The organism is Tardiphaga sp. OK246, from assembly GCF_900188215.1.
GTDB lineage: Bacteria > Pseudomonadota > Alphaproteobacteria > Rhizobiales > Xanthobacteraceae > Tardiphaga > Tardiphaga robiniae.
In genome coordinates this window covers 1-23,648 of record NZ_FZOX01000013.1, presented here as the reverse complement: position 1 = coordinate 23,648, position 23,648 = coordinate 1, and the positions used below count along the sequence as shown (strand labels likewise).

At 60.8% G+C, this 23,648-nt stretch carries 35 protein-coding genes; 2 read left to right on the top strand and 33 right to left on the bottom strand.

The window, feature by feature from the left end; translation table 11 throughout:
• Positions 1-8: 8 nt before the first annotated feature.
• From CHC01_RS31065 to CHC01_RS31050, 4 genes are all read right to left on the bottom strand, one after another.
• Positions 9-1,469 carry an RluA family pseudouridine synthase gene (locus CHC01_RS31065; RefSeq protein WP_089268188.1) on the bottom strand — a complete coding sequence of 487 codons (1,461 nt, stop codon included), beginning with the start codon at positions 1,467-1,469 and terminating at the stop codon, positions 9-11.
• Positions 1,466-2,797 carry a replication-associated recombination protein A gene (locus tag CHC01_RS31060; RefSeq protein ID WP_089268187.1) on the bottom strand — a complete coding sequence of 444 codons (1,332 nt, stop codon included), beginning with the start codon at positions 2,795-2,797 and terminating at the stop codon, positions 1,466-1,468. Before CHC01_RS31060 ends, CHC01_RS31065 begins: the two co-directional genes overlap by 4 nt.
• Entirely contained in the window at positions 2,794-4,206 is a 1,413-nt protein-coding gene (locus tag CHC01_RS31055) for a DegQ family serine endoprotease (protein ID WP_089268186.1), read from the bottom strand. Before CHC01_RS31055 ends, CHC01_RS31060 begins: the two co-directional genes overlap by 4 nt.
• Before the next feature lie 65 nt (positions 4,207-4,271).
• Positions 4,272-4,676 (bottom strand): winged helix-turn-helix transcriptional regulator, encoded by a 405-nt coding sequence (locus tag CHC01_RS31050; RefSeq protein WP_089268185.1) that lies wholly within the window; start codon positions 4,674-4,676, stop codon positions 4,272-4,274.
• Positions 4,677-4,795: 119 nt separating this feature from the next.
• On the opposite strand from CHC01_RS31050, the gene CHC01_RS31045 reads away from it, so the two are divergent.
• Positions 4,796-5,809, top strand: a complete 1,014-nt coding sequence (locus CHC01_RS31045) for a zinc-binding alcohol dehydrogenase family protein (protein ID WP_089268184.1) — start codon at positions 4,796-4,798, stop codon at positions 5,807-5,809.
• Positions 5,810-6,174: 365 nt separating this feature from the next.
• Complete coding sequence (locus CHC01_RS31040; RefSeq protein ID WP_244558587.1) at positions 6,175-7,620, top strand: OprO/OprP family phosphate-selective porin; 1,446 nt, start codon at positions 6,175-6,177, stop codon at positions 7,618-7,620.
• 109 nt (positions 7,621-7,729) lie between these two features.
• Here CHC01_RS31040 and CHC01_RS31035 read toward each other — a convergent pair whose 3' ends face one another.
• The 29 genes from CHC01_RS31035 to CHC01_RS30895 form a co-directional block, all read right to left on the bottom strand.
• A complete protein-coding gene (locus CHC01_RS31035; RefSeq protein WP_089268183.1) occupies positions 7,730-8,524 on the bottom strand; it encodes an SDR family NAD(P)-dependent oxidoreductase in 795 nt (264 codons plus the stop codon).
• Between the two features lie 134 nt (positions 8,525-8,658).
• Positions 8,659-9,072, bottom strand: a complete 414-nt coding sequence (rplQ, locus tag CHC01_RS31030; RefSeq protein WP_089268182.1) for a 50S ribosomal protein L17 — start codon at positions 9,070-9,072, stop codon at positions 8,659-8,661.
• 124 nt (positions 9,073-9,196) lie between these two features.
• Complete coding sequence (locus CHC01_RS31025) at positions 9,197-10,228, bottom strand: DNA-directed RNA polymerase subunit alpha (RefSeq protein WP_089268181.1); 1,032 nt, start codon at positions 10,226-10,228, stop codon at positions 9,197-9,199.
• A 99-nt stretch (positions 10,229-10,327) separates the two neighbouring features.
• The gene (gene rpsK / locus CHC01_RS31020; RefSeq protein WP_068731453.1) at positions 10,328-10,717 is read right to left on the bottom strand and encodes a 30S ribosomal protein S11; all 390 of its coding nucleotides are present in this window, start codon (positions 10,715-10,717) and stop codon (positions 10,328-10,330) included.
• Between the two features lie 107 nt (positions 10,718-10,824).
• The gene (rpsM, locus tag CHC01_RS31015; RefSeq protein ID WP_068731455.1) at positions 10,825-11,193 is read right to left on the bottom strand and encodes a 30S ribosomal protein S13; all 369 of its coding nucleotides are present in this window, start codon (positions 11,191-11,193) and stop codon (positions 10,825-10,827) included.
• A gap of 179 nt (positions 11,194-11,372) precedes the next feature.
• Positions 11,373-12,302 (bottom strand): adenylate kinase, encoded by a 930-nt coding sequence (locus tag CHC01_RS31010; RefSeq protein ID WP_089268180.1) that lies wholly within the window; start codon positions 12,300-12,302, stop codon positions 11,373-11,375.
• Positions 12,299-13,630: a preprotein translocase subunit SecY gene (secY, locus tag CHC01_RS31005; RefSeq protein WP_089268179.1), complete on the bottom strand. Its 1,332-nt coding sequence runs from the start codon at positions 13,628-13,630 to the stop codon at positions 12,299-12,301. The genes CHC01_RS31010 and secY overlap by 4 nt, the downstream gene beginning before the upstream one ends.
• A 150-nt stretch (positions 13,631-13,780) precedes the next feature.
• Positions 13,781-14,266, bottom strand: coding sequence for a 50S ribosomal protein L15 (gene rplO / locus CHC01_RS31000; RefSeq protein WP_089268178.1), 486 nt, complete (start codon positions 14,264-14,266; stop codon positions 13,781-13,783).
• A gap of 115 nt (positions 14,267-14,381) precedes the next feature.
• On the bottom strand, positions 14,382-14,576 hold the full coding sequence (gene rpmD, locus CHC01_RS30995; RefSeq protein ID WP_068731463.1) for a 50S ribosomal protein L30: 195 nt from the start codon (positions 14,574-14,576) through the stop codon (positions 14,382-14,384).
• Positions 14,577-14,656: 80 nt separating this feature from the next.
• The gene (gene rpsE, locus CHC01_RS30990; protein ID WP_068731465.1) at positions 14,657-15,229 is read right to left on the bottom strand and encodes a 30S ribosomal protein S5; all 573 of its coding nucleotides are present in this window, start codon (positions 15,227-15,229) and stop codon (positions 14,657-14,659) included.
• Positions 15,230-15,316: 87 nt separating this feature from the next.
• Positions 15,317-15,679, bottom strand: coding sequence for a 50S ribosomal protein L18 (gene rplR, locus CHC01_RS30985; RefSeq protein ID WP_068731467.1), 363 nt, complete (start codon positions 15,677-15,679; stop codon positions 15,317-15,319).
• An 11-nt stretch (positions 15,680-15,690) separates the two neighbouring features.
• Positions 15,691-16,224: a 50S ribosomal protein L6 gene (gene rplF, locus CHC01_RS30980; protein WP_089268177.1), complete on the bottom strand. Its 534-nt coding sequence runs from the start codon at positions 16,222-16,224 to the stop codon at positions 15,691-15,693.
• Positions 16,225-16,237: 13 nt separating this feature from the next.
• Complete coding sequence (rpsH, locus tag CHC01_RS30975) at positions 16,238-16,636, bottom strand: 30S ribosomal protein S8 (RefSeq protein WP_089268176.1); 399 nt, start codon at positions 16,634-16,636, stop codon at positions 16,238-16,240.
• Positions 16,637-16,648: 12 nt separating this feature from the next.
• The gene (gene rpsN / locus CHC01_RS30970) at positions 16,649-16,954 is read right to left on the bottom strand and encodes a 30S ribosomal protein S14 (RefSeq protein WP_089268175.1); all 306 of its coding nucleotides are present in this window, start codon (positions 16,952-16,954) and stop codon (positions 16,649-16,651) included.
• Positions 16,955-16,997: 43 nt separating this feature from the next.
• A complete protein-coding gene (rplE, locus tag CHC01_RS30965) occupies positions 16,998-17,558 on the bottom strand; it encodes a 50S ribosomal protein L5 (protein ID WP_089268174.1) in 561 nt (186 codons plus the stop codon).
• Entirely contained in the window at positions 17,551-17,865 is a 315-nt protein-coding gene (gene rplX / locus CHC01_RS30960) for a 50S ribosomal protein L24 (RefSeq protein WP_068731477.1), read from the bottom strand. The genes rplE and rplX overlap by 8 nt, the downstream gene beginning before the upstream one ends.
• The gene (rplN, locus tag CHC01_RS30955; RefSeq protein ID WP_068731479.1) at positions 17,865-18,233 is read right to left on the bottom strand and encodes a 50S ribosomal protein L14; all 369 of its coding nucleotides are present in this window, start codon (positions 18,231-18,233) and stop codon (positions 17,865-17,867) included. Before rplN ends, rplX begins: the two co-directional genes overlap by 1 nt.
• Positions 18,234-18,273: 40 nt before the next feature.
• Positions 18,274-18,522, bottom strand: coding sequence for a 30S ribosomal protein S17 (gene rpsQ / locus CHC01_RS30950; protein ID WP_089268173.1), 249 nt, complete (start codon positions 18,520-18,522; stop codon positions 18,274-18,276).
• A 10-nt stretch (positions 18,523-18,532) separates the two neighbouring features.
• Entirely contained in the window at positions 18,533-18,742 is a 210-nt protein-coding gene (gene rpmC / locus CHC01_RS30945) for a 50S ribosomal protein L29 (protein WP_089268172.1), read from the bottom strand.
• Between the two features lie 4 nt (positions 18,743-18,746).
• A complete protein-coding gene (rplP, locus tag CHC01_RS30940; protein WP_089268171.1) occupies positions 18,747-19,160 on the bottom strand; it encodes a 50S ribosomal protein L16 in 414 nt (137 codons plus the stop codon).
• A 32-nt stretch (positions 19,161-19,192) separates the two neighbouring features.
• Entirely contained in the window at positions 19,193-19,891 is a 699-nt protein-coding gene (gene rpsC / locus CHC01_RS30935) for a 30S ribosomal protein S3 (protein WP_068731624.1), read from the bottom strand.
• 19 nt (positions 19,892-19,910) lie between these two features.
• Positions 19,911-20,297 carry a 50S ribosomal protein L22 gene (rplV, locus tag CHC01_RS30930; protein ID WP_068731486.1) on the bottom strand — a complete coding sequence of 129 codons (387 nt, stop codon included), beginning with the start codon at positions 20,295-20,297 and terminating at the stop codon, positions 19,911-19,913.
• 10 nt (positions 20,298-20,307) lie between these two features.
• Positions 20,308-20,586 (bottom strand): 30S ribosomal protein S19, encoded by a 279-nt coding sequence (gene rpsS, locus CHC01_RS30925; protein WP_089268170.1) that lies wholly within the window; start codon positions 20,584-20,586, stop codon positions 20,308-20,310.
• A 12-nt stretch (positions 20,587-20,598) separates the two neighbouring features.
• Positions 20,599-21,432: a 50S ribosomal protein L2 gene (rplB, locus tag CHC01_RS30920; protein ID WP_068731490.1), complete on the bottom strand. Its 834-nt coding sequence runs from the start codon at positions 21,430-21,432 to the stop codon at positions 20,599-20,601.
• 12 nt (positions 21,433-21,444) lie between these two features.
• Entirely contained in the window at positions 21,445-21,744 is a 300-nt protein-coding gene (locus tag CHC01_RS30915; protein WP_068731492.1) for a 50S ribosomal protein L23, read from the bottom strand.
• A complete protein-coding gene (rplD, locus tag CHC01_RS30910) occupies positions 21,741-22,361 on the bottom strand; it encodes a 50S ribosomal protein L4 (protein WP_089268169.1) in 621 nt (206 codons plus the stop codon). Before rplD ends, CHC01_RS30915 begins: the two co-directional genes overlap by 4 nt.
• Before the next feature lies 1 nt (position 22,362).
• Positions 22,363-23,088 carry a 50S ribosomal protein L3 gene (gene rplC / locus CHC01_RS30905; protein ID WP_068731496.1) on the bottom strand — a complete coding sequence of 242 codons (726 nt, stop codon included), beginning with the start codon at positions 23,086-23,088 and terminating at the stop codon, positions 22,363-22,365.
• Between the two features lie 51 nt (positions 23,089-23,139).
• Positions 23,140-23,448 carry a 30S ribosomal protein S10 gene (gene rpsJ / locus CHC01_RS30900; protein ID WP_013166261.1) on the bottom strand — a complete coding sequence of 103 codons (309 nt, stop codon included), beginning with the start codon at positions 23,446-23,448 and terminating at the stop codon, positions 23,140-23,142.
• 83 nt (positions 23,449-23,531) lie between these two features.
• The coding region (locus CHC01_RS30895; protein ID WP_502695694.1) for an EF-Tu C-terminal domain-related protein at positions 23,532-23,648 on the bottom strand (117 nt) is incomplete at its 5' end.

Here is a 23,648-nt window from a genome sequence, read left to right as displayed (position 1 = left end):
ACAACGCCCTACTCTTCCGGTGCGTTCTCGATCGGATCGAACCGGTCGTGTTCGAGACCGAGCAAGTTCCACGATTGCAGCATATGCGGCGGCAGCGGCGCCGTCGCGTCGATCACGCCGCCACGCGGATGCGGGATCACAATGCGGCGCGCCAGCAGATGCAAACGCTTCTGAATGCCGCCCGGCAACTGCCAGTTCTCGATGTTGAAATATTTCGGGTCGCCGACGATCGCGTGGCCGATATGCGCCATATGCGCGCGCAACTGATGCGTACGCCCCGTCACCGGCTTCAGCGACACCCAGGCGAGTTTCTGCGCCGAGGTCTCCACCACGGCGTAATAGGTCACCGCGTGGCTTGCGCCCTCGTCGCCATGCTTGGCGACGCGCATGATGGTGTCTTCCTCGTTCTCTTCCTTGGCCAGATAGGTCGAGATGCGTCCCTGCTTGGGCTTCGGTACGCCGGCAACCAGCGCCCAATAGATTTTTCGCGCAGAGCGTTCGCGGAACGCGCCGGTGAGTTTGGTGGCGGCGAAGCGCGTTTTGGCGATCAACAGGCAGCCCGACGTTTCACGGTCGAGACGGTGCACCAGGCGCGGCTTCTGTCCCTTGGCGTCGCGCATCACTTCCAGCATCATGTCGACGTGACGTGTCATGCCCGAGCCGCCCTGCACGGCAAGGCCGGCAGGTTTGTTCAGCACCATGACGTCGGCGTCCTCGTAGATCGTCATCTCCTTGAGCGCCTGCAGAGTCTTGTTGGCAGCCTCGGAGAGCTCACCGACGACCTTCGGCGCATCGAGCTTCAGCGGCGGAATGCGGACGGTCTGTCCCTCTTCCAACCGATCCTTGCTGTCAGCACGCTTGCCGTTCACGCGCAGCTCGCCTTTGCGGACGATGCGTTGGATATGGGAGAATGACAGGCCGGGGAAATGCGCTTCGAGAAAGCGATCGACGCGCATGCCGTTCTCATCAGGCGTGACGATGACGTTCTGCACGGCGGTGGGCAGCGGCGCTGGCGCAACTTCCGGCTTCGCCGGTTCTTCGTCGAGATAAGGCGCAGGTGGTCGCGGCTCACGCAGTGGCGCGTTGCCATAACGCGGCGCGGCCTTGCCGCCCGGACGCGAACCGGAAGGACGCGGGCTTGGTGGACGCTTGCCGGCCGGACGTTCGGAGCGCTGCGGCGCATCGAAGCGCTCGGCTCGTTCGGCACGCTGAGGGCGTTCGGATCGCTCGGCACGTTCCGGCCGCTCGGCCCACTCTGAGCGTTCACCGGCACGCGCACGCGGCGGACGCGCACTCATCGGGCGATCGCTGCTCACGCGGCCAGCCTTACCGAATGACGGCCGCTCGCCCTTCGACGCCGCGGCCTTGGAGGCAGCCCCCTTCGGCGCAGCACCCTTGCCACGCGGCGCCTTGCTGCGCTCACCACCGGGACCACGCTTGGCGAGAGGCTTCTTGTCGCGACGGCTCATGATTGTCTCTCGTTCCTCAGTCTGGTCCAGTAATCCAGCCGCTTGCGAATCTCGCGTTCGAACCCGCGCTCCGGCGGATCATAGAAGGTCTGACGCCCCAAGGCTTCCGGGAAATAGTCTTGGCCGGAGAAAGCTTCGGGCGTGTCGTGGTCGTATTGGTACCCGTCGCCATAGCCTTCGGACTTCATCAGCTTGGTCGGCGAGTTCAGGATGTGCTTCGGCGGCAGCAGCGAGCCGCCCTCTTTCGCGGTCCGCATCGCGGCCTTGTAGGCCATATAGGCGGCATTCGATTTCGGCGCGGTGGCGATGTAGATCACGGCCTGGGCGATGGCGAGTTCGCCTTCGGGATGGCCGAGAAAATCATAGGCATCCTTGGCGGCGTTGCAGATCACCAGCGCCTGGGGATCGGCGAGACCGATGTCCTCCACCGCCATCCGCACCACGCGGCGCGCCAGGAACAGCGGATCCTCGCCAGCATCGAGCATGCGGCACAGGTAATACAGCGCTGCGTCGGGATCGCTGCCGCGCACCGACTTATGCAGCGCCGAGATCAGATTGTAATGGCCATCGGCCGACTTGTCGTAGATCGGCGCACGGCGTTGCAGGATGTCCTGCAGTTGCGCCGCGTTAAATACTTCATTGGTCCGCGCGGCGCGCCAGACTTCTTCCACCAAAGTCAGCGCGGCGCGGCCATCGCCATCGGCCATGCGCACCAGTACGGCGCGCGCCTCCGCATCGAGCGGCAATGTGCGGCCGACGACGCTCTCCGCATGCGCAAACAGCTTCTCGATCGCCGCGGCATCCAGCGACTGGAACACCAGCACGCGCGCGCGCGACAGAAGAGCGGCGTTGAGTTCGAAGGATGGATTCTCGGTGGTGGCGCCGACCAATACCACGGTGCCGTCTTCCATGACCGGCAAGAAAGAATCCTGCTGCGCCTTGTTGAAGCGATGCACCTCGTCGACGAATAACAGCGTGCCCTTGCCCATCTCGCGGCGGGCACGCGCGGCTTCGAACACTTTCTTCAGATCGGCAACACCGGAGAACACCGCCGAAATCTGCTCGAACTGCAACTCAGTGGCATCGGCCAGCAGGCGCGCGACGGTGGTCTTGCCGGTGCCGGGCGGCCCCCAGAACACCAGCGAACCCAGCGTGCGGGTTTCCAGCATGCGCGTCAGCGCACCATCGGGCCCGAGGATGTGATCCTGCCCGACCACATCGGACAGCACGCGCGGCCGCAGCCGTTCCGGGAGCGGACGCGGCGCGTCCTGCTCCAGCCCGGCTGCGGCAAACAGGTTTGCAGAAGGCGTGGGTTGTTTCGGGCTCATCCGCCGAGTGTAACGTTGATCTGCTGACCGCCGCGTACCACCACGATGCGCCACAGCCGCGCGCCCTCGCGCGTCACCTTGTCGAGATCGCTGGTCTTGCCGATCTTGGTGCCGTTGACCGCGATGATCAGGTCGCCCTTCTGGAAACCGACGCCAGCCGCTGTAGCCGTATCGGTCAGCTCTGTAATGACAACGCCTTCGGTGCTGGAATCCAGCCGCAACTCGTCGGCAACAGCCGGCGAGATATTGGCGACCTTGGCGCCCTGGAATGGCGAACGCGCCGTCAGCGTGATCTCGTCACGGCCCGTGTCAGGGGCCGCCTCGAGCGCAACGGTCAGCTTCACCGGCTTGCCGCTGCGTTGTGCATCGAGCTGCGCAGTGCCGCCGAGCGGCCGCGTCGCGAAGCGATATTCGAACGCATTTGGATCCTCGATGGTCTGGCCATCGATGGCAGTCACGAGATCGGAGACCTTGAGACCGGCCTTCGCAGCCGGGCTGTTCGCCGTGACATTGACGACCAGCGCGCCAGACGGTGTCTTGAGCCCGAGCGTCTCGGCAATTTCAGGCGTGATGTTCTGCAGCCGCGCGCCGAGCCACGGACGCTTCACGGCCTTGCCACCGCTCTTGGCGGAGGCAACGACGACGCGCACCATGTTCGCCGGGATCGCAAAGCCGATGCCCTGCGAGCCGCCGGAGCGCGAGAAGATCGCGGTGTTCACGCCGACCAGCTTGCCGGTCATGTCGACCAGCGCGCCGCCGGAATTGCCGGGATTGATCGCAGCGTCAGTCTGGATGAAGAACTGATAGTCGGTGATACCGACCTGCGTGCGCGCGAGCGCCGACACGATACCGTGGGTCACTGTCTGGCCGACGCCGAACGGGTTGCCGATGGCGAGAACGACATCACCAACCAACAGATCGTCGGAGTTGGAGAAGTCCAGCGTCGGGAATTTCTCCTTGCTGTCCTTGATGCGCAGCACCGCCAGATCGGTGCGGCTGTCCTTGAGCACGATCTCGGCCTCGAACTCACGCTTGTCCGCCAGTGACACCTTCACCTGGTCGGCGCCTTCGATGACGTGGTTGTTCGTAACGACGAGGCCCGATGCGTCGACCATCACACCCGAACCGAGCGAACGCTGCATCTGCTCCGGCTGCATGCCCTGGCCGCCGAAGAAGCGGCGGAACACCGGATCGTCCAGCAGCGGATTGCGGTTCTGCACCGTCTTGGCTGCATAGACGTTCACCACGGCTGGCTGCACCCGCTGCACGATCGGCGCGTAGGACAGCTTCATTTCCGTCGGCGATGTCGGGACCCGGCGATCTTGTGCAACAGCCGGCGCGAGTGCGGACGACAGGACAATGACGCACAGAGCGGAAGCGGTCGCAGCGTTGCGGAAAAATGGGATCATCGGGGCCTCTTTGAGGAAATCGCGGCGAATATAGGCTGCTGAGCGGGGCAATAGAAGGGCAGGAGCTAGCTTGCGTCCGCCGGCACATCCTTCTCCACCGGCGCTTTTTTGCGCGGCTGGGGCGATGCGGCAGCGACCGACTTCTGGCGCATCTTGTGCGCGTCACCCCACGCCTTGAGGGCATCGATGACCGGGCGCAATCCGAGCCCGGTTTCCGACAGTGCATATTCGACCCGCGGCGGGACCTCGGCATAGACCGTCCGGACGATCAGCCCATCCTCCTCGAGCGCGCGCAGCTGTTTGGTCAGCATGCGTTGGGTGATCCGTGGCATCAGCTTGCGCAGCTCGCCGAAACGCAGCCGCCCCTGCTGCAGATGATACAGGATCACGCCCTTCCATTTGCCGTCGATCAGATCGAGCGTCACCTCGACCGGACAGCCCGGCCCATTGCCGAAATCACGCCGTTTCATCGCAAATACCCAATAGTATCCATTCGGTGACTATATCCCTGAAATGACAGTACTTGCAATTATTGTCGCCTCGGGACACCTCTTCGGGACATTCCCGCCAGGAGCATGGAGCGCACCCAATGAAGGCAGTCGGCTACACCAAATCCCTCCCGATCGACGCAACTGACGCACTGGTCGATTTTGAGGCTCCGAAGCCAGAACCTACCGGTCGCGACATCCGCGTATCGGTGAAGGCGATCTCGGCCAACCCCGTCGATTTCAAGGTGCGCAAGCGCGCGGCGCCAACCGCCGGCGAAACCAAGATCCTCGGCTATGACGCTGCCGGTGTCGTCGATGCTGTCGGCCCCGACGTCACGATGTTCAAGCCGGGCGACGAGGTGTTCTATGCCGGCTCGATCCAGCGCCAGGGCACTAATGCCGAGTTCCATCTGGTCGATGAGCGCATTGTCGGCCGCAAGCCCTCCTCGCTCTCCTTCGCACAGTCTGCGGCGCTGCCGCTCACCACGATCACGGCGTGGGAATTGCTGTTTGACCGACTCGGCGTCGCGCCTGGCAAGAGCCACGATCCACGCACGCTGCTCATCATGGGTGGCGCCGGCGGTGTCGGTTCCATTCTCATCCAGCTTGCACGCCGCCTCACCGGCCTCACCGTTGTGGCAACGGCATCGCGGCCCGAGACGATCAAGTGGTGCCAGGATCTCGGCGCACATGCGGTGATCGATCACAGCAAGCCGCTGAAGGAGCAGATCGACGCATTGAAACTGCCGCCGGTCTCACTCGTCGCCAGCCTCACGGGGACGGAACAGCACTACAAGGCGCTTGCCGACCTGATCGCACCGCAGGGCAAGTTGGGGCTGATCGACGATCCCGTTGAATTCAACATGTCCGCGTTCAAGGGCAAGGCCGTCTCGGTGCACTGGGAATCCATGTTCACGCGATCGTCATTCCAGACGCCTGACATGATCGCGCAGCATTACCTCCTCAACGACGTCGCAGATCTCATCGACAAGGGCGTGCTGCGCACCACGCTCGACAAGACCTTCGGCACCATCAATGCCGCGAATCTCAAGCGCGCGCATGCGTTGCTCGAATCCGGCAAGTCGCACGGCAAGATCGTGCTCGAAGGCTGGTGATCACGGAACTGCTACCCACGAAATTCCCGCCTGGAGACACCTACGATAACAGAGCGCATCCATGGATGCGCTCTTCTCATATAATAGCTAATTAAGATAGCTAATTATCTAAATCGCTTGTGATCGAAAAGCGACACCGCGGTGTCGTTCACTACAATGCGATGCGGGTTTTACAGAACTGTCGCAAAGCTTGCCTAGTTTGCCCGCGAGCTCAACGGTAGCTCGCTTGTTAAATGTGAACGGCGCCTGGCGAGAGCCTCCGGACGTTCTCTTTCGCAAGATCACAAACACAGATCCATACGCGTCCATCACCTGCGGAGCAATTCGCGGGGCGTGTCGGATTGTGTCTTCTACAGGGGTACTCCATGTCTTTCACGACACACAAAATCCTGGGCACGCTCGGCGTGATCGGCGCGCTGGCCGCAGGCCCGGCGCATGCGCAGTCATCGAATGATGAGATTGCCGTATTGAAAGCGCAGCTCCGCGCGCTGGAAAAGAAGCTCGATAACGTTCAGAAGCAGGCCAACACCACGCAAAAGCAGACGGAAACCGTCAAGCAGAACTTTGCGAACGCCAACGCTGCCATGCACAAGAAGGCTGTGCCCTTCATCAACGCGAACCTGACGATGCCCGGCAACCGTCCGACCTTCTGCACCGACGACGGTCTGAACTGCATCGCCATCACCGGCCGTCTGCACCTCGACACCGCCGCATATTCGTTCTCGCCGAAGTCAGCCGGAACCAGCCCGCAGAGCGTGAATGACGGCATCAATGCCCGTCGCGCACGTCTCGGCCTGATCGGCACCTTCAACAAGGATTGGGAATACGGCGTGATCGTCGATGCCGGCGGCACCACCGATGGCGACGTCACGCTCAACAACGCCTATGTCGCCTATAAGGGCATCAAGGGCCTGTTGATCCAGGGCGGTTACATCGACGTCCCTTATACGCTGGACGAAGCGACCAGCTCGAACAACATCATGTTCATGGAACGCGCAGCTTCGCAGGTTCTCGCGACCAGCCTCGCGGCAGGCGACAACCGCGCCGCGTTCGGTGGTCAGGTATTCGGCGATCAATACTGGGTCGGCGCTTACGTGACCGGTCCGACGACCGGCCTCAACGTCAATCACAGCCAGCCGCAGCCGCTCGGCGCCACCTTCCGCGCCGTCGGTCTGCCGATCAACAACGAAGTCGGCACCGTCCTCGTCGGTTTCGACGCGCTGTATCTCGCCCAGACCGGTGGAGTGACCAACAACACACTCGGCGTGTCCGATCGCATCGAAGTTCGCGTCGATCCGGCGACTAACGCATTGCTCAACACCGGCACCATGAACTTCGTGAACAATGCCCGCGTGCTGAGCGGTGAAGCCGCCGCCAAGTTCGGCAGCTTCATGGCATCGGGCGAATACTTCGACTACAACATCCAGCGCAGCAACGGTCTGTCCGACCTGAGCTTCAACGGCGGTTACGGCCAGGCCAGCTACGTCATCACCGGCGAACAGCACAAGTACAACACATCGGCCGGTGCCTTCGGCGGCATCAACCCGGCTCGCCCGGTCAACTTCGCGACCGGCGATCTCGGTGCGTGGGAACTCGCGGTGCGCTACAGCTATGCCAGCCTGAATGACGGTGTCATTCGCGGCGGTGAGCTGAAGAACACCACGGTCGGCGTGAACTGGTATGTGAACCAGAACATGCGCTTCATGTTCAACTGGATCCACGGCACCGTCGACAAGTTCGCCGTCAACAGCAACGTGAACACCGGTGCTGACTACGACGTGTTCGCGATGCGCACCCAGGTAGCCTTCTAAGCGCAAAACGCTTCTGTAATCCTCCAGGTTCGGGGCTGCATGCCCACGGTCCCACAACGAACAAAGGCGGCGCTTCGGCGCCGCCTTTTTATCTTTGCGGGGCGTACGCTTATGCGATGGTCTGGACGATCCCGCCCTCTGCACGCAGCGCTGCACCGTTGGTCACGGCCGCCTCCTTCGACGAGACATAGACGACCATGTTCGCGATCTCCTCGACGGTGGCGAAGCGCTGGATCAGCGATGTCGAGCGGTGCTGCTTGACGAAGTTGGAAGCAGCCTCTTGGACCGATTGCCCATTCTGTTTGGCGAGATCCTTGACGAAGGTCTCCACGCCTTCCGACATGGTCGGTCCCGGCAGCACGGAATTGACCGTCACGGCCGTGCCCTTGGTGAGCTCCGCGAGGCCACGCGAGATCGCGAGCTGTGCTGTCTTCGTCATCCCGTAGTGAATCATCTCGCCGGGAATGTTCAGTCCGGACTCCGATGAGATGAAAACGATGCGGCCCCAGTTGCGCTTCAACATACCCTGCATGTAGGCGCGCGACAGACGGATGCCCGACATGACATTGACCTCGAAGAAGCGCGTCCAGTCCTCATCGGGAATGTCGAAGAAGCCCTTGGGCTCGAAGATACCGGCATTGTTGATGAGGATATCGACCTCGGGGAGTGCCGAAGCGAGCACGTTGCAGCCCTCGACTGTCGACACGTCGGCAACGACGCCTTTCACCTTGGCCCCGGGCACGGCCTTGGTGATCGCGGCGATTGCCGCGTCCACCTTGCCCTGACTGCGGCCATTCACAACAACCTGAGCGCCGGTTGCAGCTAGTCCTTTGGCAATGGCGTGACCAATGCCCGAGGTCGAGCCCGTCACGAGTGCTGTCTTGCCCGTCAGATCGATTTTCATATGCGTACTCCCGTTTGAATGACGGAGCTGATATCGGAACGCGGATTGAAAGATGCAACTGCATCCAAAAGACGAAGCACAACAAAAAAGCGGCGCTCAAGGCGCCGCTTTTCCGAATTCTGATATGACGTGGCTTACGCCGCTTCGGAAGCGCCCTGCACCGGACCCGAATCCTTGCCCTTGGCATCTTCGTCGCGATCGACGAATTCGATCAGCGCCATCGGGGCGTTGTCGCCGTAGCGGAAGCCGGCCTTGATGATGCGGGTGTAACCGCCCTGGCGATCAGCGTAGCGCTTGGCCAGCACGTCGAACAGCTTGCGGACCTGATCCTGGTCCTTCATCTCGCTGATGGCCTGGCGGCGCATGTGGAGGCCGCCCTTCTTGCCGAGGGTGACGAGCTTCTCCACGATCGGGCGGAGCTCCTTGGCCTTCGGAAGCGTGGTGATGATCTGCTCGTGCTTGATCAGCGACGCGCACATGTTGGCGAACATCGCCTTGCGATGTTCTGCGGTGCGGTTGAGCTTGCGATGAACCTTGCCGTGACGCATTGGAATATTCCTTATATTTCAGTTTGCCGCGACGGTTCGTCGGACATCATGTTGCAGGTGGGCTGCCTGCGTTCGCCCATAACGCCATGGCCGGGTTAGACCCCGGCCACGCCGCTCGTTATGCTCAGTAGTGATCTTCGAAGCGCTTGGCCAACTCGTCGATATTTTCCGGCGGCCAACCGGGCACTTCCATGCCGAGGTGCAGACCCATCTGGGCGAGCACTTCCTTGATTTCGTTCAGCGACTTGCGGCCGAAGTTCGGAGTGCGGAGCATTTCTGCTTCCGACTTCTGAACGAGGTCGCCGATGTAAACGATGTTGTCGTTCTTCAGGCAGTTTGCCGAACGCACCGAGAGCTCGAGTTCGTCGACCTTCTTGAGGAAAGCCGGGTTGAAAGCGAGATCCGGAATGACTTCCTGAGCAACTTCCTTGCGGGGCTCTTCGAAGTTCACGAACACGTTGAGCTGGTCCTGCAGGATGCGCGCGGCATAAGCGACCGCGTCATCCGGCGTGAGCGCGCCGTTGGTCTCGATGGTCATCGTCAGCTTGTCGTAATCGAGGATCTGGCCCTCACGGGTGTTCTCGACCTTGTACGACACCTTGCGAACCGGCGAGTACAGGCTGTCGATCGGGATCAGGCCGATCGGCGCGTCTTCCGGACGGTTATGCTCGGCAGCGACGTAGCCCTTGCCGCCGGCAACGGTGAATTCCATGCGGATCTCGGCGCCCTCGTCGAGGGTGCAGATCTGCAGGTCGGGATTGAGAACGGTCACATCGCCGACAGTCTGAATGTCGCCGGCTGTCACGACGCCCGGGCCCTGCTTCTTCACGACCATGCGCTTCGGGCCTTCGCCCAGCATCTTGATCGAGATGTCCTTCACGTTCAGCACGATGTCGGTGACGTCTTCACGCACGCCGGCAATCGAGGAGAATTCATGCAGCACGCCGTCGATGTGCACCGACTGCACGGCAGCGCCCTGCAGCGAGGACAGCAGGATGCGGCGGAGTGCGTTACCGAGGGTCTGGCCGAAACCGCGCTCGAGCGGTTCGGCGACCAGGGTCGCAAAACGGGTTGGATCGCTGCCAGGGGTTACCTGCAGCTTGTTCGGCCGGATAAGTTCTTGCCAATTTTTCTGGATCGTCACTGTGTCACCCATGCCATCAAACTCACTGGCGTTGGAGATCGCGGATCAGTCCGCGTAAGTCGCATCGCAAAAGCGATCGCGGGCAGCCGAGCCACCCGCGATCAAAAAGTATCAAACGCGCCGACGCTTGCGCGGGCGGCAACCGTTGTGCGGGATCGAGGTCACGTCGCGGATCGAGGTGACCGTGAAGCCCGCGGCCTGCAGAGCGCGGAGAGCCGATTCACGACCCGAGCCCGGACCGCCGACTTCGACTTCCAGCGTGCGCATGCCGTGTTCTTGCGCCTTCTTCGACACGTCTTCAGCAGCAACCTGCGCTGCGTACGGTGTCGACTTGCGCGAGCCCTTGAAGCCCATCGTGCCAGCGGACGACCAGGCAATCGTGTTGCCCTGCGCGTCGGTGATGGTGATGGTCGTGTTGTTGAACGACGAATTCACGTGCGCGATGCCCGATGCAATGTTCTTGCGCTCGCGGCGACGAATACGTCCGGCTTCCTTTGCCATCTCTAACCTTTCTGAGGATCTCAACGCCGCCGTAATGCCAGCGGCTACACCAAAAATAATTGCAGAAGCGGATGATCATCCGCTTCCGCAAACTCGTATTCGAAAGCTTACTTCTTCTTGCCGGCGATCGACTTGGCCGGACCCTTGCGGGTGCGCGCATTGGTATGCGTGCGCTGGCCACGAACCGGCAGACCGCGACGATGACGCAGGCCGCGATAGCAGCCGAGGTCCATCAGACGCTTGATGTTCATGCCCGTCTCGCGACGAAGATCGCCCTCGACCAGATAGTCGCGGTCGATGACTTCACGGATCTGCAGAACTTCCGCGTCGCTGAGCTGATTGACGCGGCGTTCCGGAGTGATCTTCACCTTCTCGATGATATCGGCGGCGTTCTTCTGGCCGATGCCATGAATGTACTGCAGCGCGATCAGCACGCGCTTGTTGGTCGGGATGTTTACACCGGCGATACGGGCCACAACTTCTCTCCTGTCACCAGTCCATCACGAACCGGCATTATCATCATTTGTCGGGCGGGTATTCACAAACGCGAACACGACGCCCGTCCCCTGGATTTCAGTGGGGCCCGGCATCGTTGGAATCTTCCGACTGGATGAGGGCCTTATTAAAGTATTCGACTTCGTTTCGTCAACCTGCTCTAGCGTTTGACGCGCTTTTTGCCGGCTTTCTTGGCCACTTTACCGGCTTTCTTGGCTGGCTTTTTGGCCGACTTGCTGGTTTTGGCCTTCGAAGCCGATTTTACAGCCTTTTTGGCCGCTTTTACCGCCTTTTTGACCGTTTTCTTGACAGTCTTCTTTACGGCTTTCTTGGCCGCCTTTGCCTTCTTGGCGGCCTTTACTGGCGCCTTCTTGGCCTTCTTGACTGCCTTCGCAGCTTTTTTGGCCGATTTGGCCGCTTTCTTGGCCGGAGCAGATCCACGCTTGGCGGCAGCAGCCTTCTTGGCGGGCTTGCGGGCCGACTTCTTCGCCGACTCATCGGCGGCGAGAATCGCTGCCAGCACGCGGTTGATCTCAGCCGTCACCTCTTCGATGGTCATCATGCCATCGATGGTCACCAGCTTCCGCTTCTCCGAATAATAATGCACCAGCGGCTCGGTCGAGGTGCGGTAGCTCGCCAAACGCTTCGACAGCACTTCCGGCGTATCATCGATGCGCACGGTCTCGCCGCGCTCCATCATCTGCGCGACACGGGCTTCGACACGCTGCAACAGCGCGCTCTCATTGACGCGGAGCTCAACGGCAGCATCGAGATGAAGCCCCTTGGACTTCAGCAGTGCATCCAGCGCTTCAGCCTGCGGCACGGTACGCGGGAAGCCGTCGAGGATGAAGCCGTTGGCGGCATCCGGCACCTCGATGCGATCCGAGATGATCCCGATCACAATATCATCGGGCACCAGGCCGCCAGCGGCCATGATGTCCTTGGCCTTGAGGCCAACTTCGGTCTCGGCAGCCACGGCAGCACGCAGCATGTCACCGGTGGACAGCTGAACGATGTTGTGACGTTCGACAAGACGATGTGCCTGAGTTCCCTTGCCCGCCCCCGGCGGCCCGAGAAGAATCAACCTCATTTGCGCCGGCCCCTCAGCTTCGACTTGCGGATCAAACCTTCATACTGGTGCGCCAGCAGATAGCCCTGCACCTGCGCCACAGTGTCCATGGTGACACTGACCACGATCAGCAGCGACGTGCCGCCGAAGTAGAACGGCACCGAGGCGTAGGAAATCAGGATCTCGGGGATCAAGCAGACCACGGCGAGATAGGCAGCGCCGAGTACAGTGATGCGCGAGAGCACATAGTCGATGTATTCTGCGGTCCGCTCACCCGGGCGAATGCCCGGGATGAAGCCGCCGTGCTTCTTCAGATTGTCGGCAGTCTCGGTCGGGTTGAACACGATCGCCGTGTAGAAGAACGCGAAGAACACGATCAATGACACATACATGATCAGGAACAGCGGACGACCATGGCTGAGCTGCGTGGTCAGCCACTGGAACCATTCCGGCCCCTTGCCTGCGTTGAAGCTCGCGATGGTCGCTGGCAGCAACAGCAGCGATGACGCGAAGATCGGCGGGATCACGCCCGAGGTGTTGAGCTTCAGCGGCAGATGCGAGGACTGGCCCTCGAACATCTTGTTGCCGACCTGGCGCTTCGGATACTGGATCAGCAGGCGGCGCTGGGCGCGCTCCATGAACACGATGAAGGCGATCACGACCACGGCCATCACGATGACGACCAGGATCAGACCGGTCGACAGTGCGCCCTGACGACCCAGTTCGAGCATATTGGCGATCGCCGACGGAAGCTCGGCCACGATGCCGGCAAGAATGATCAGCGAGATGCCGTTGCCGATGCCGCGCGAGGTGATCTGCTCACCCAGCCACATCAGGAACATCGTGCCGCCGGTCAGCGTGACCGAGGTCGAGATCAGGAAGAACATGCCGGGTTCGCTGACGACATTGCCGGCGCCCTGCAGACCCGCCGCAATGGCATAGGACTGGAACGCGGCGAGGATGACAGTCAGGTAACGGGTATACTGGTTCAGCGTCTTGCGGCCCGCCTCACCCTCTTTCTTGAGAGCTTCGAGCTGGGGCGACACAGTGGTCAGCAGCTGAATGATAATCGATGCCGAAATATACGGCATGATGTTCAGCGCGAAAATCGCCATGCGGTTGATGCCGCCGCCCGCGAACATGTTGAACATGCCGAGGATGCCGCCGGCCTGCTGCTTGAACACCTGCTCCCACGCGGCCGGATCGATGCCGGGCAGCGGAATATAGGTGCCGAGCCGATAAACAAGCAGCGCACCCAGTGTGAACCAGATGCGCTTCTTCAGTTCATCGGCCTTGCCGAGGGCCGAAAAGTTGAGGTTTGCTGCTAATTGCTCTGCTGCAGAGACCATGTTTGGCTTTCTCCCGCGCCCCTTTCGCCATCATGCCCCGAAAGAGCGGGGCATGCAGCGGAGGCCGGACATTATTTGGTGCTCGGCATTGATAAAATCTACTGCCACATCACGCAAGGCCGCCCACAGACGCAGGCGATGCCGCAGATGTTACGCAGCTTCGCCGTCGGCCTTCTTCGGCGCGATGATCTTCACCGAACCGCCAGCCTTCTCGATGGCTTCGATCGCCGTCTTGGTGGCGCCGTGCACTTCGATGTTGATCTTGGCCTTGATCTCGCCACGGCCGAGAACACGCACACCAGCCTTCAAGCGGCGCAGAACGCCAGCCTTCACCAGCGATTCAGCATTGATCACGGCCTTGATGTCGATGGTCTTCGCATCGATCGCGTCCTGGAGGCGGTCCAGGTTGATCTCGGCGTAATCGAGACGGAAGATGTTGTTGAAGCCGCGCTTCGGCAGACGACGATGCAACGGCATCTGGCCGCCCTCGAAGCCCTTGATGCGGACGCCCGAACGTGCGGTCTGGCCCTTGCCGCCGCGGCCCGCGGTCTTGCCCTTGCCGGAGCCGATGCCACGGCCGACGCGCATACGCTTCTTACGGGAGCCGGCGTTATCGGCGATATCGCTGAGCTTCATCGTTCTTTTCCCTGTTTCGCCCTGTCTTCCCGAGGCTTACCGGCAGATCCGGACCTCGAAGGTCAACAGTGTCATCCCTGCGGCAACCTGGCGGCCGCAGTGAGACGACGTGAACTTACTTATCCTCGACCACGCGGACGAGGTGCTGCACTTTGGTGATCATGCCGCGAACTTCAGGAGTGTCCTGCAATTCGCTAACGCGACCGATCTTGTTGAGCTTGAGGCCGATCAGCGTAGAACGCTGCGAGTGGTGCCGGCGAATTGCGCTGGCGACCTGCTCGACCTTGATCATCTTTGCGGCCTTGGCCATCGTGATAACTCCAAAAAGTCTTTTTAGAGGGCATGATCCTTATCAGAAAAGTGGAGATCCACTTTTCCGAATCATGCCTGTTATTCGGCAACCAGCTCGGCGTCACCGCCAACGCGGCGCGACTGCAGGGTGGACACCTTGATGTTGCGGCGAGCAGCAACCGAACGCGGCGAATCCTGATGCTTCAGCGCGTCGAAAGTGGCGCGAACCATGTTGTAGGGATTCGACGAACCGATCGACTTGGCCACCACGTCCTGGATACCCAGCGTTTCGAACACAGCGCGCATCGGACCGCCGGCGATGATGCCGGTACCAGCCGGAGCGGCACGCAGATACACGCGACCCGCGCCATGACGGCCAGCGATGTCGTGATGCAGCGTGCGACCTTCGCGCAGAGCGACGCGCGTCAGGTTGCGCTTGGCCGACTCGGTTGCCTTGCGGATTGCTTCCGGAACTTCACGGGCCTTACCGTGACCGAACCCGACCCTGCCCTTCTGATCGCCAATGACGACCAGAGCTGCAAAGCCGAAGCGCTTACCGCCCTTGACGACCTTCGCCACACGATTGATGTGGACGAGCTTGTCGACGAACTCACTATCACGCTCTTCCCGGGGGCCCCGGTCGCGTCCGCCGCGTTCGCGTTCACCTGCCATGGTGTTTTCCAATCCTTGCGAAGCTTTCGCTTCTAACCCTGTGTCCGTTCAAATCTGCAACTTGCAAATCAACGAAAGTGAAATCGCTTAGAAGCTGAGCCCGCCTTCGCGAGCTGCATCTGCCAGCGCCTTGACGCGGCCGTGGTACAGATACTGACCACGGTCGAACACCACTTCCTTGACGCCATTCTTGACCGCGCGCTCTGCCAGCAGCTTGCCGACAGCCTGCGCCGCATCGACGTCCGCACCGGTCTTCCCGGTTTCGCGCATCGCCTTCTCCAGCGACGACGCGGAAGCGAGCGTCTCGCCCTTCAGGTCGTCGATGACCTGCGCGTAGATGTGCTTCGACGAGCGGAAGATTGACAGGCGCGGACGGCCATTGGCAGTCCGGCGGAGCGACAGCCGCACGCGTTGCTTGCGCCGGGCATTCGTAATCTTGAGTTTCGACATGACCGGCTCCGTTACTTCTTCTTGCCTTCCTTGCGGAAGATAAACTCGTCGGAATAACGTACGCCCTTGCCCTTATAGGGCTCTGGCGGACGATAGCTGCGGATCTCCGCTGCTACCTGACCGACGCGCTGCGAGTCGTTGCCGGCGACGTTGATCTCGGTCGGCTTCGGCACCGTGATGGTGATGCCTTCCGGGATCGCGTAGACGACATCGTGGCTGTAACCGAGCGCCAGCTGCAGGTTCTTGCCCTGCAGGGCCGCACGATAACCGACGCCGGTGATCTCGAGCTTCTTCTCGAAACCCTTGGTAACGCCTTCGAGCAGATTCGCGATCTGCGCGCGAGCAGTACCGTACAGTGCACGGGCGCGATTGGTTTCGACGCGAGGAGCAACCTTGATTGCGCCCTCTTCCATCTTCACCACCACGTCGTCGTGCACGACGAACTGAAGAGCGCCCTTGGGGCCCTTCATCTTGACGGTCTGGCCTTCGACGGACGCGGTAACTCCCGCGGTCACCGCCACTGGCTTCTTGCCAACTCGTGACATGACTGATCCTTCCTCAGAACACCGTGAAGAGAACTTCACCGCCCACATTCGCGTCGCGCGCGTCGTGGTCGGCCATAATTCCCTTGGGCGTCGACAAAACGGAGATACCGAGGCCGTTCTTCACGCGCGGCAGGTTCTTCACCGAGACGTAAACGCGACGTCCTGGCTTCGAAACACGCTCGATTTCGCGGATGACCGGTTCGCCATCGAAATACTTGAGTTCGATCTCGAGTTCCGAACGGCCCGACGAATGCTCGACGCTGGCGAAGCCACGGATGTAGCCTTCGTTCTTCAGCACTTCGAGCACGTTGGCGCGCATCTTGGAGCCCGGGGTCGAAACCTTGGACTTGGTACGCATCTGCGCATTGCGGATACGGGTGATGAGATCGCTGATTGGATCGTGGGTCGACATGTTCCGCCCCCCTTACCAGCTGGACTTCACGAGCCCGGGAACCAGGCCCTTCGAGCCGAGTTCACGCAGCGCGATACGGCTGAGCTTGTTGATACGATAGACCGAATGCGGACGACCGGTGATTTCGCAACGGTTCATGATCCGAACGGGCGATGAATTGCGCGGAAGCTCGGCGAGCTTCAACGTTGCGGCGAACCGCTCTTCCATCGGCTTGGTCTTGTCGGCGATGATGGCCTTGAGACGCGCGCGCTTCGGCGCAGCGTTCGCGGACATCTTCTTCCGACGGTTGTTCTTCTCGATCGAACTCTTCTTTGCCATGCTTGGCTCCTGGGTTACCGCGTTTGAGAAGCTTTTCAGCTACTCACTGCCGGAACGGGAAATTGAAAGCGGTCAACAAAGCGCGGGCCTCGTCGTCGGTGCGCGCAGTGGTGCACACCGTGATGTCCATGCCCAGCGGCGTATCCCCGGCCTTGTCGAAATCGATTTCCGGGAAAATGATGTGCTCTTTGAGACCGAGCGAGTAGTTGCCACGGCCGTCGAAGCTCTTGGCGTTCAGGCCACGGAAATCTCGCACGCGCGGCAGAGCGACGTTCACCAGACGATCGATGAACTCGTACATCTTCGTCTTGCGGAGAGTCACCTTGGCGCCGATTGGCTGGTTTTCACGCAGCTTGAAGGTCGCGATAGCAACGCGCGAATAGGTCACGATGGCCTTCTGACCGGCGATCAGCGACAGGTCGCCGGCAGCGGTTTCGGCCTTCTTGCGGTCGTTCACAGCTTCGCCAACGCCCATGTTCAGGACGATCTTGTCGAGGCGCGGAACCTGCATGACGTTTTCGTAGCCGAACTGTTCAGTCAGCTTGGCACGAATGGACTTGTCGTATTCGACGCGCAGGCGCGGAATGTAGACGGTCTCAGACATCGATCTCTGCTCCCGAACGCTTGGCGATGCGCACCTTGGTGCCATCAGCCTGGATCTTGAAACCAACGCGAGTCGGCTTGCCGTCCTTGCCGACGATCGCGATGTTGGACAGTTGGATCGGCGCCTCTTTCGAGATGATGCCGCCTTCCTGTGCCTGGGTCTGCTTCTGGTGACGCTTGACCAGGTTGACGCCGCGAACCAGCGCCTTGCCCTCGGTCGGGCGCACTTCAAACACTTCGCCGGTACGGCCCTTGTCGCGACCGTTCAGCACGATGACCTTGTCACCCTTGCGAATTTTGGCAGCCATTACAGCACCTCCGGCGCAAGCGAGATGATTTTCATGTGGTTCTTGGCGCGCAGCTCACGCGGCACGGGCCCGAAGATACGGGTACCGATCGGCTCGGACTGATTGTTGATCAGCACGGCAGCGTTGCGATCGAAGCGGATGACAGAGCCATCCGGGCGGCGAATGTCCTTGCGGACGCGCACGACGACCGCCTTCATGACGTCGCCCTTCTTCACCTTCCCGCGTGGGATGGCTTCCTTGATCGATACGACAATTACGTCGCCAACGGATGCATAACGGCGCTTGGATCCACCAATCACCTTAATGCACATGACACGGCGTGCGCCTGAATTATCGGCCACGTCGAGGTTGGTCTGCATCTGAATCATTGATGCACCTCGTCCTCTGATTATGCGCTATTGCGCGTTTTTAGGCAGTCTTCTTCTGTTCGCCCCGGACAACCGTCCAGTGCTTCAGCTTCGACATCGGCTTGCTCTCTTCGATCCACACCATGTCGCCCGGCTTGAACTCGTTGTTCTCGTCGTGGGCATGGTAGTTTTTCGAACGGCGAATGGTCTTCTTGTAGATCGGGTGCGTAAAGCGACGGTCAACGCGAACAACAACCGTCTTGGCTTGCTTGTCGCTGACGACCACGCCCTGCAGAGTACGTTTCGGCATGTTCGGCCCCTTACTTCGACTTACCGTCGCGCTTCTGCGCGGCGATGGTCTTGATTCGTGCAATATCACGACGCGCCTCACGAAGGCGAGAGGTGTTTTCCAGCTGCCCGGTGGCGCGCTGGAAGCGCAAGTTGAAACGCTCCTTCTTCAGATTGAGGACGGCGTCGTCCATCTGATCGGGGCTCATTGCGCGGATATCGCTGGTTTTCATTTCGGCCATGGCTCTACTCCGCAATGCGCGTAACGAAACGCGTCTTGATCGGCAGCTTGGCGGCAGCGAGGGTCATCGCTTCCTTGGCAATCTGCGTGGTGACACCGTCGATCTCGAAGATCACTCGGCCTGGCTTGACGCGCGCAACCCACAGTTCCGGGGTACCCTTGCCGGAGCCCATTCGGACTTCAGCGGGCTTCTTCGAAACCGGAAGATCCGGGAACACCCGGATCCAGACGCGGCCGGCACGCTTCATGTGACGGGTCAGCGCGCGACGGGCAGCTTCGATCTGACGCGCGGTCAGACGCTCCGGCGCCATTGCCTTCAGGCCGAACTGACCGAAAGCCAGCGTGGCGCCCGAAGTCGCAACGCCGTGGATCCGGCCCTTATGCGCCTTCCGGAACTTGGTCTTCTTTGGTTGCATCATGGCTTACGCCCTCAAACCTTCTAATTAAACGCTCAAGCAGCGTCGCGACGCGGCCGGGAATTGTCACCCTCGGCCATGCGCTTGTCCTGAGCCATCGGATCGTGCTCGAGGATTTCGCCCTTGAAGATCCAGACCTTGACGCCGCAGGTGCCGAACGTCGTAAACGCGGTGGCTACGCCGTAATCGATATCCGCACGCAGCGTGTGCAGCGGCACGCGACCTTCGCGATACCATTCCATACGCGCGATTTCCGCACCGCCCAGACGACCCGAGCAGTTGATACGAATGCCTTCGGCGCCGAGACGCATGGCCGACTGCACTGCCCGCTTCATCGCACGGCGGAACGCAACGCGGCGCTCGAGCTGCTGTGCGATCGACTCGGCGACCAGGGTCGCATCGAGCTCCGGCTTGCGGATTTCGACGATGTTGATCACCACGTCCGAAGAGGTGATGTCGGCAACCTTCTTGCGAAGCTTGTCGATGTCGGCGCCCTTCTTGCCGATGACAACACCCGGACGAGCCGACTGAATGGTCACGCGGCACTTCTTATGCGGGCGCTCGATGATGATCTTGGCGACGGCAGCCTGCTTGAGCTCCTTATGCAGGATCTCGCGGATCTTGACGTCTTCGTGCAACAACTTGCCGTATTCGTTCTTGCCGGCATACCAACGTGAATCCCACGTACGGTTGATGCCAAGACGCAGACCGATTGGATTGATCTTCTGACCCATCTTATTCTCCTGCGCCTGCTTACGCTGCTGCTTCTGCTTCGACCTGACGAACGACAATCGTCAGCTGCGCAAACGGTTTAAAGATACGGCCCGAACGGCCACGGCCGCGCGGACTGAAACGCTTCATCACGATGCCCTTGCCGACATGCGCCTCGGAGACGATCAGTGCGTCAACGTCGAGGTCATGGTTGTTCTCGGCGTTAGCGATCGCCGATTCCAGGCACTTCTTCACGTCGACCGCGATCCGCTTGCGCGAGAACTGCAGGTCGGCGAGTGCAGCCGAAGCCTTGCGGCCGCGGATCATCTGCGCAACCAGGTTCAGCTTCTGCGGGCTCACGCGCAACATGCGGGCGATCGCCTTGGCCTCGTTATCCGGGAGGCTCCGTTCGCGCTTTGGCTTGCTCATGACTTAGTCCTCAGCCCTTCTTGGCTTTCTTGTCGCCGGCGTGGCCATGGAAGGTACGGGTCGGCGAGAACTCGCCGAACTTGTGACCAACCATTTCCTCGTTCACAGCGACAGGTACATGCTTCTGGCCGTTGTAAACGCCGAAGGTGAGACCCACGAACTGCGGCAAGATCGTCGAGCGACGGCTCCAGATCTTGATCACATCATGACGACCAGACGAACGAGCGGCATCTGCCTTCTTGAGCAGCGAACCCTCGACGAACGGGCCTTTCCAGACTGAACGAACCATGTCCGGCGATCCTTACTTCTTCCGCTTGTGGCGGCTGATGAGAATGAACTTGTTGGTCGACTTGTTCGACCGGGTCTTCTTGCCCTTGGTCGGCTTGCCCCAGGGCGTAACCGGGTGACGACCACCCGAGGTACGACCTTCACCACCACCGTGCGGATGGTCGATCGGGTTCATGACGACGCCGCGGTTATGCGGACGCCAGCCGAGCCAGCGGGTACGACCGGCCTTGCCGATCGAGATGTTCATGTGATCCGGGTTCGACACAGCGCCGATGGTGGCGGTGCAACGACCGTGAACCAGGCGCTGTTCGCCCGAGTTCAGACGGATGATCACGTAATCATGGTCACGACCGACGAGCTGGGCATAGGTGCCGGCGGAACGAGCGATCTGGCCGCCCTTCCCGATCTTCATCTCGACGTTGTGGATGATCGTGCCGATCGGCATGTTGCCGAGCGGCATGACATTGCCCGGCTTCACGTCGACATAGCTGCCGGCGATGACGGTATCGCCAACGGCCAGACGCTGCGGCGCCAGGATATAAGCCTGCTCGCCATCGGTATACTTGATCAGCGCGATGAACGCGGTGCGGTTCGGATCGTATTCCAGACGCTCGACCACGGCCGGAACGTCGACCTTGGAACGCTTGAAGTCGACGATACGATAGGACTTCTTGTGGCCACCGCCACGGAAGCGCACCGTGATGCGACCGGTGTTGTTACGACCGCCAGCCGAGTGCTTGCCTTCGGTCAGAGCCTTGACAGGCTTGCCCTTGTACAGCGCGGAACGATCCACCATGACCAGCTGACGCTGGCCGGGTGTCGTTGGGTTGAATGTCTTAAGTGCCATCGTTGATCGCCCTTACAGTCCGGTCGTAACGTCGATGCGGTGGCCCTCTTCGAGGGTCACGATCGCACGCTTGACGTTCGACTGTGAACCGAGGTTGCCACGGAAGATCTTCGTCTTGCCCTTGCGAACCAGCGTGTTCACGCTCTTTACCTTGACGTCGAACAGCTTTTCGACGGCTTCCTTGATCTGCGGCTTGGTGGCCTTGCCGTCGACCTTGAAAACAACCTTGTTGAATTCAGAAGCGACAGTGGCCTTTTCCGTCACCACAGGGGCAACGATCACGTCGTAATGGCGCGGGTCGATATTCTTCATTTGAAGCGCGCCTCCAACGCATCAAGCGCCGCCTTGGTCAGAACCAGCTTCTGACGACGCAGAATGTCATAGACGTTGATGCCCTGGATCGGCAGCACGTCAATGTTCGGAATGTTACGGGCCGCCTGAGCGAAACCGACATGAACCTCGGCGCCATCGATGATCAACGCGTTGGTCAGGCCGAGACCCGTGAAGTGACCGAGCAGAGCCTTGGTCTTGGCGGCTTCCAAATTGGCGTTCTCGATCACGATCAAGCCGCCGTCCTTGGCCTTCGCCGACAGAGCATGCTTCAGCGCGAGTGCACGGACCTTCTTCGGCAGATCGAACGCATGGGAGCGAACGACCGGACCGAAGGCACGACCACCGCCGCGGAACTGCGGAACGCGAGCCGAACCGTGACGAGCACCGCCGGTGCCCTTCTGCTTGTACATCTTCTTGCCGGTGCGCCAGATTTCGGCGCGGCCCTTAGCCTTGTGGTTGCCCGACTGGCGCTTTGCGAGCTGCCAGTTGACGCAACGCTGGATGATGTCGGCGCGCGGATCGAGACCGAAGATGGCATCCGACAGCTCGATCGAGCCGGCGTCCTTGCCCTCAAGCGTGGTGACGTTCAGTTTCATCTCACGCTCCTTCCTGCTCGGCCGCAGGTGCTTCAACGGTCGCACCCTCTCCTGCCAGCTTGAACTTGCCGGGCTTCGGCGCGTCCTTCGGCAGAGCCTTCTTCACCGCATCGCGAACCGAAATCCAACCGCCCTTGGAGCCGGGAACGGCACCTTCGACGAGGATCAGGCCGCGCTCGACATCAAGCTGCACGACGCGCAGGTTGAGCGTGGTGATACGATCGACACCCATGTGACCGGGCATCTTCTTGTTCTTGAAGGTCTTGCCGGGATCCTGACGACCACCGGTCGAACCGATCGAACGATGCGAAACCGACACACCGTGCGTGGCGCGAAGACCGCCGAAATTCCAGCGCTTCATACCACCGGCGAAGCCCTTACCGACCGAGGTGCCGGTGACATCGACGAACTGGCCAACCACGAAGTGGTCTGCCTGGATCTCGGCGCCGACCGGGATCAGCGCGTCTTCCGACACGCGGAATTCCGCGACCTTCCGCTTGGGTTCAACCTTGGCGACCGCGAACTGGCCGCGTTCAGCCTTGGGCAAATACACGGTCTTGCGCGAGCCCGATCCGAGCTGCAGCGCGACGTAACCGTTCTTCTCGCTGGTGAGGTGGCCAACCACCTGGCAGTTACCCAGCTTGAGCACGGTCACAGGGATATGTTCACCGGCGTCTGTGAAGACCCGGGTCATCCCGACCTTTTGTGCGATCACTCCGGAGCGCATCGGCGTGCTTCCTGTTCTTTCTGTCCGTTTGACCGGACGGGACCTAAATACTTAGAGCTTGATCTCGACGTCGACACCGGCGGCCAGGTCGAGCTTCATCAAAGCATCGACTGTCTGCGGGGTCGGATCGACGATATCGAGAAGACGCTTATGAGTGCGCATCTCGAACTGCTCGCGGCTCTTCTTGTCGACGTGCGGCGAACGGTTGACCGTGAACTTCTCGATGCGCGTCGGCAGCGGGATGGGTCCACGGACCTGTGCACCCGTGCGCTTCGCGGTGCTTACGATCTCACGGGTTGATGCATCGAGGATACGATGATCGAACGCCTTGAGACGAATGCGGATATTCTGGCCGTTCATTGCCGTGTCTTTCTTTGAAAGCGAATGGTTGTTGCGAGTAGCGAGTAGCGAGACCCGCTACTCACGACTTCCTGTTCGCGTCCTTACTCGATGATGCTAGCGACGACGCCTGCACCGACGGTGCGGCCGCCTTCACGGATGGCGAAGCGCAGCTTCTCTTCCATCGCGATCGGCACGATCAGGTGCACTTCCATGGCGAT